The organism is Arthrobacter sp. Bz4, assembly GCF_003075455.1.
Classification (GTDB): domain Bacteria; phylum Actinomycetota; class Actinomycetes; order Actinomycetales; family Micrococcaceae; genus Arthrobacter_D.
Window position 1 is genome coordinate 1 of the sequence record NZ_QDAE01000049.1, and the last position, 5049, is coordinate 5049.

The following is a 5049-nucleotide window of genomic DNA, read 5'->3' on the forward strand; positions in this document are numbered from 1 at the left end:
CCGGTCGTAATATGTCGGTACGGTGCGCAATTCGAATGAGGCGAATTCCTCGCTTAGTCCTAGCTCGCAACCCGGTGGTGAGTGCTTTTGGTCTTGGTGGGACCCGCGCTGGCCGGTTCGGTCGAAGCGCGGTTGTGACTTCGAATCATTCCTCGCCCTACCGCTACTGGCTCCGATTTGGTCGAAGCCAACGGGGGCCGCTGCCTTCGACGGCAGCTTCATCCTCGGGGTTGAGGATCGAGCAGGTCCGCATGGATAGGCACCCGCATCCGATGCATTCGTCCAGCGATGTGCGCAGAACTTGCAGGCTATTGATGGCAGCATCGACGCGTCGTTTCCATGGTTCGCTCAAACGGTTCCAATCAGCCGGCGTTGGGGCATATTCGATTGGCATTGGAGCCAATGCCGCGTTGATTTCCGCAAGGGAGAGGCCCACTCGTTGTGCTGCAGCGATGAACGCTAGCCTGCGCAGGACGTGCCGGTGATAGACCCGTTTGCCACCGGTACGTCCGGCGGACTGAATAAGTCCTTGCTCTTCGTAGAAACGCAGCGTCGCAGCTGTTAGCCCAGATCGGCGGCAGACATAAGTGATGTGCAGTCTGTCCGTTGTGTGCGGTGTCATGGACTGAATTTATGCCGCTTCCTATTTGTCCTCAAGTGCACTTGAGGACGTATCTTCCGACTATGAGTACATTTTGGAGTGGATTACGCAGGCAGGGTCATGGTTCGACGGTCACCAGCTCGGACAAAGAGCCGATGTCCTGGTGGCCGACTACATGAGGGGCGAGTGGAAAGGAACGAGGCGTTTGACTCGTCCCTTCACTGATCAGCGGAGTCGTCGTCTCTTGGGTGCCTTCCTCATTTCTGAACTGGGTGATGGAATAACAGCTGTCGTAGTCCCATTGGGCGTCTATGCCATCAGTGATAGCGTCGTCGCCCTAGCTTCCACGTTCTTGGGTCGCATGCTCGTCGGCTCACTATTCGCAGCATCTGGCGGAGCGGTCGCGGATTTCATGGATCGACGGCGTCTCCTCCTGGCCAGCTATGTGATCCGAGCCGTACTCGTAGCAGCGCTAATCCCGTTATCGGAAACTCACCCAGTCGTATTCGCCGTTGTCGGCATCCTCGTGGGCGCGGCGGGTTCCTTCGACAATCCGGCGGCCGAGTCCGCCCTCCGGGCTACCTACAGACACGATCTGCAGGCGCTGGCGACTGCACGCAAAACCAGTAAGACCGTTTCGCAGATGGTTGGTCCTGCGGTCGGCGGCCTGCTCTTTGGCCTCGGTGGTCTTACTCTCGCGCTAAGCATCAACGTCCTAACCTTCGTGATCGCCGTTGTGCTTCTGGGTGCAAAGCGACCTGTGCTCAGTCAGGACGAAGTAGTGGGTATCGAGGCCGCTTCTAAAATCGCAAGCTACACGGGCCGGTTGCCACCGGTCGTGTTAATGGCCTTCCTCTCGGCCGCTGGGGCATCCTTCTTGGTCGGAGTCGCCACGGTACTCGCCATTCCGTACCTGGCCGAACTTCCGGGTGCGCCTGATGGCGCCTACGGCTTCGCTTTGGCCGCTTACAGCGTCGGGGCGCTGACTGGCTTATGGCTCGCCGGTTTGGGGCGGTGGGAAAAGGTTCGACTCAAGAGCATTCTCATATTCTCCGCCGCCGCCTTCGGTGCGATCACTATGCTCAGCGTTTCAATCCCGCGGTGGGAAATCTTTGCAGCGGCGTGGTTTATTTGGGGCATCGCTTTCGGGCCAGAGGACGTCGTCAGCGACTCTAGGGTCGCTTCAGTCGTCACTGATCAGTGGCTCGCGCGGGTATACGCCGCATGGTCAATACTGGGAAAACTAGGGGCTGCTGGGGCCTATGTTCTTGTGATCGCGTTAGGTGATCTCGATATCCAATCCGGGCTGCTGACCATCGGATTGCTATATGCGGTACTCACTCCCATCCTTCTCGCACTTTTGCCAAGAGAATCAAGCGGATCGGGCAGCGGATAGGCATTCTCAAACTAGTCACATGCCGGGAACCTCCGGTTGCACTCCTACCGCGAATCGATCGTCCGGCAGTCTCATTGATGTCGGCGCTAGGTTCTGCGCTGCCCAGCTATCGTGGGGTTACAGCATTGCCAGTGAGTTTATGCCAGTTGGAGGCCGTAGTGATGCTGATTCCGAGTATCCGCGCTGCGACTGCGGGGGGTACCTGGGTGATGATCGCCGCGCTGGAGGCTTGGTGAGCTACGGCGGGCTCGACGCCCAGTTTCCTAAGGCGCGCGGCGAGACTTGATGCCAGTTGGTGATTGCCGTGTCGGTACCCGGGGAAGATCCACGTTTCATCATGAGCCGCGCCGCCGAAGCGACGTTTATCTATCCTGCCGGCGAGGATGACATCCACCCATGCGGTTGCCGCTGCTGGAAGATCCAACCGGACTGAGCCAAGTTGGATGCTTGCAATTCCGTCGGTGATCGAGAGGTCAGCTAGTTGCAAGGCAACGATTCGATGTACCCGGATTCCGTAGACGACGTTGAGAAGGAGGGCCAACGCCATACGTGGATCGTGGTTCTGGTCCGAGAGGGCCGATTGCAAGGCGCTTTCGTTCCCCGGTCCAAGGCTGCCTCCAATCCGAAAGGAGAGTCGTGGGTAGTCGGGCGGAGTAAGAAATCGATTGGTGCCGGTTTTAGCGCACCAGCGGATGAAGCCACGGACACGGAAGGCATCGCGTGGTGCGTTCACTGCCCATGCGTCTAAATGTTCCTGGGTTGCCGTCGATGCAGTCTGTTCGGCTGCGTTAAGGTGGCTTAGCAGCGAGAAAATGAGGCGGAGTTCGCGCTTGTCGTTCGCTGCCTGGGTGTTGGTTGTCGGCCCTTTCCTTGGCCGTCGCTGATGACACCATCGGACGAACTGTTGAAGGGCAAGTTGATCGGCTGAATGCGGTATCGCTGCGATCTGGTCAGTTGTCCACTTCTGGAGGCGGTGCAGATACTCGTCCCGTTCCGGTAAAGCGCCCAAATCGACTAGGAGTGAGCGGACCTGATTCACGGACCGCGCAGCTCCCAACTGGTCGAGATCTTCGTGTCGGGCGGTATCTGGAAGCGACACGACGGTGCTGAGCACCCTCCAGGTCTTCCTGCTCTTGATGAGTTGCAGCAGGTAATGCCCGTCGGCTGCCATGAGGTGATTGCGGACTGGGAGCAGCTCGGGGCGCCGAAGGAGTACGACCTCAGAGAACAGTTCGTTGATCGCGTCTGTGGCTCGGCACCGTTTGCAAAGACCCGGCCGGTTCAAGTGGTCCAGTTCGTTGCACCGCAAGCACCTGCGGCGTGTCACAGGTGAATTTTTCCAGCAGTATTCGCAATACCTGCCGCTGGGCAGGATTAGAGCAGTGCGACCAGGATGACCGCACGTCGTCGAGGAGCTTTCCGAAGGTGCATGAATCACCGGGCTACTCAGTTATGCGTGCTGGTCGAGGGCGCAGCGCGCGGGAGCGGATCACAGCAGACGCGGGATCTGCCTTGCCCTGTTCACCGACAGCCTTATCCTTCTGGGCTTGACCGAGGTCTACCTTCACAATGAGATCATCGGCACTGCAGCCAAGAATATCGGTCAGGGCCATCAGCACGTGAAGATTCAAACGCTCCGGTCGCTCAGCGACGAGCCGATACACCTGGCTGGCAGACAAGTGGACACCTCGTTCCTCGAGGAGCGGGATGAGCTTTGTGGTGCTGAACTTTCCAGCTGCCGCCAACTGCTCTCGCAGGCGCCATTCGTATCCGATGATCTTGCCCATCTTGTCCTCATTTCAGCGTGGCGAACGTTGGGATCTTGGTGAGAGCTTCGTTCAGGATGTGGTTTGCGAAGTCTTCGGAGACGTGCGTATAAATCCCGGTTGTCGATTGGTATGCGTGACCGAGTTGTCGTTGGATGAACAGCGGATCATGACCGTCCTCGGTAAGGTGCGTCGCGTAGCTGTGCCTCAGGCAGTGCGGTGAAAGTTGCCGATCCAATCCGAGTTCGTCCCGGTAGAGCGCGAAGCGGTCACTTAGCGATCGTGCGCTGAGTCGGCCGGAACGCTCCGAGAACCACAGTGCCGTACTCGAGCCGGCGCGCATCAGCGGCAATACATTCTCAACGTAGTCGCGGAGCGAGTCGACTGCCCAAGGCATCACTGTTGTTACCGTCCGGGGCTTCGGGGGTGATCCTTTGGAGGCCTTTCCATGCCGGACCCGGACGAAGCCATAGTCCCCGAAGGCGCTCACTTTTGGGTTGCGGTACATGTCGGTCACATCAAGTCGCACGGCCTCGTTTGCCCTTAAACCCCACGCGTAGACAACTTTCAGCAGTGTGGCGTCACGGTACGCGGCGGCGGCTCCTTTGCGGCCGGCCGACAAGCGCAGCTGGACCTCCTCGTCTGCCCGATCAAAAAGTAGCTGCAGCTCCGGGCGTGTCAGCGGTCGTCGATGCGGATCTCCCTCGTATTCCTGCACATGGGGGCGAGTGTTCCATTCATGGCAAATCTGCACCGGGTGCGTTCCGAAGCGCTCTTCACACTGCTGGACCCACCCATAATGTGGTGAACAGATGAAGTCACAGAACTGCCGGATAGCGATCTGGTATCCACGAATCGTCGCCGCCGTCAATTTACGGATCGAGACCAAGTCGGTCATCCATTCATCGAATACGGCGGCCGTCCATTCCCACGGCCAGACGCCTGAGTGTGCCTGGAACCGACGCACCATCAGCAGGCGGTCTTCAACAGTCTTCTTCTGGAGTCGACGTCCGCCAGATTGCTGGGCATGCCAACCATCTAGCATTGCCTCGAAAACAGATGAGTCTTCCTTGATGAAGGCGACACCCTCCACCAAATGCACCGCGGAAAGCCCGAACGGGTGCCCTACGCCCACCCTAAACTTCCCATCCAATGCCCATATCATGCATTAGATGCGAGTCCGATGCAGTAAGTCAAGTCATGAATCTTCGAAGAGGAGGAGGTCGACGGGTATTCGACGCCCTTAGGGATCAAGAGACTTGCATCTGATGCATTTCCGCAGGGTT

5 protein-coding genes are annotated in these 5049 nt (G+C 58.4%); 1 reads left to right on the plus strand and 4 read right to left on the minus strand.

What is annotated here, in order from left to right:
* Positions 1 to 163: 163 nt before the first annotated feature.
* On the minus strand, positions 164 to 622 hold the full coding sequence (gene soxR, locus DDA93_RS15850; protein ID WP_116779288.1) for a redox-sensitive transcriptional activator SoxR: 459 nt from the start codon (positions 620 to 622) through the stop codon (positions 164 to 166).
* A 25-nt stretch (positions 623 to 647) separates the two neighbouring features.
* Between soxR and DDA93_RS15855 the strand changes: the two genes are divergently transcribed.
* Entirely contained in the window at positions 648 to 1997 is a 1350-nt protein-coding gene (locus DDA93_RS15855; protein WP_116779289.1) for an MFS transporter, read from the plus strand.
* A gap of 106 nt (positions 1998 to 2103) precedes the next feature.
* Here the strand turns inward: DDA93_RS15855 and DDA93_RS15860 are convergent, their stop codons facing one another.
* From DDA93_RS15860 to DDA93_RS15870, 3 genes are all read right to left on the minus strand, one after another.
* Positions 2104 to 3168, minus strand: coding sequence for a hypothetical protein (locus DDA93_RS15860; RefSeq protein WP_133185600.1), 1065 nt, complete (start codon positions 3166 to 3168; stop codon positions 2104 to 2106).
* Positions 3169 to 3439: 271 nt separating this feature from the next.
* Positions 3440 to 3784, minus strand: coding sequence for a helix-turn-helix transcriptional regulator (locus DDA93_RS15865; protein WP_116779291.1), 345 nt, complete (start codon positions 3782 to 3784; stop codon positions 3440 to 3442).
* Between the two features lie 7 nt (positions 3785 to 3791).
* The gene (locus DDA93_RS15870; RefSeq protein WP_207771372.1) at positions 3792 to 4928 is read right to left on the minus strand and encodes a tyrosine-type recombinase/integrase; all 1137 of its coding nucleotides are present in this window, start codon (positions 4926 to 4928) and stop codon (positions 3792 to 3794) included.
* Positions 4929 to 5049: the final 121 nt, after the last annotated feature.

Coding starts and splice junctions, on each gene's coding strand:
- soxR (WP_116779288.1), bottom strand. CDS start 622: ATGACACCGCACACAACGGACAGACTGCACATCACTTATGTCTGCCGC.
- DDA93_RS15860 (WP_133185600.1), bottom strand. CDS start 3,168: ATGGCAGCCGACGGGCATTACCTGCTGCAACTCATCAAGAGCAGGAAG.
- DDA93_RS15865 (WP_116779291.1), bottom strand. CDS start 3,784: ATGGGCAAGATCATCGGATACGAATGGCGCCTGCGAGAGCAGTTGGCG.
- DDA93_RS15870 (WP_207771372.1), bottom strand. CDS start 4,928: ATGATATGGGCATTGGATGGGAAGTTTAGGGTGGGCGTAGGGCACCCG.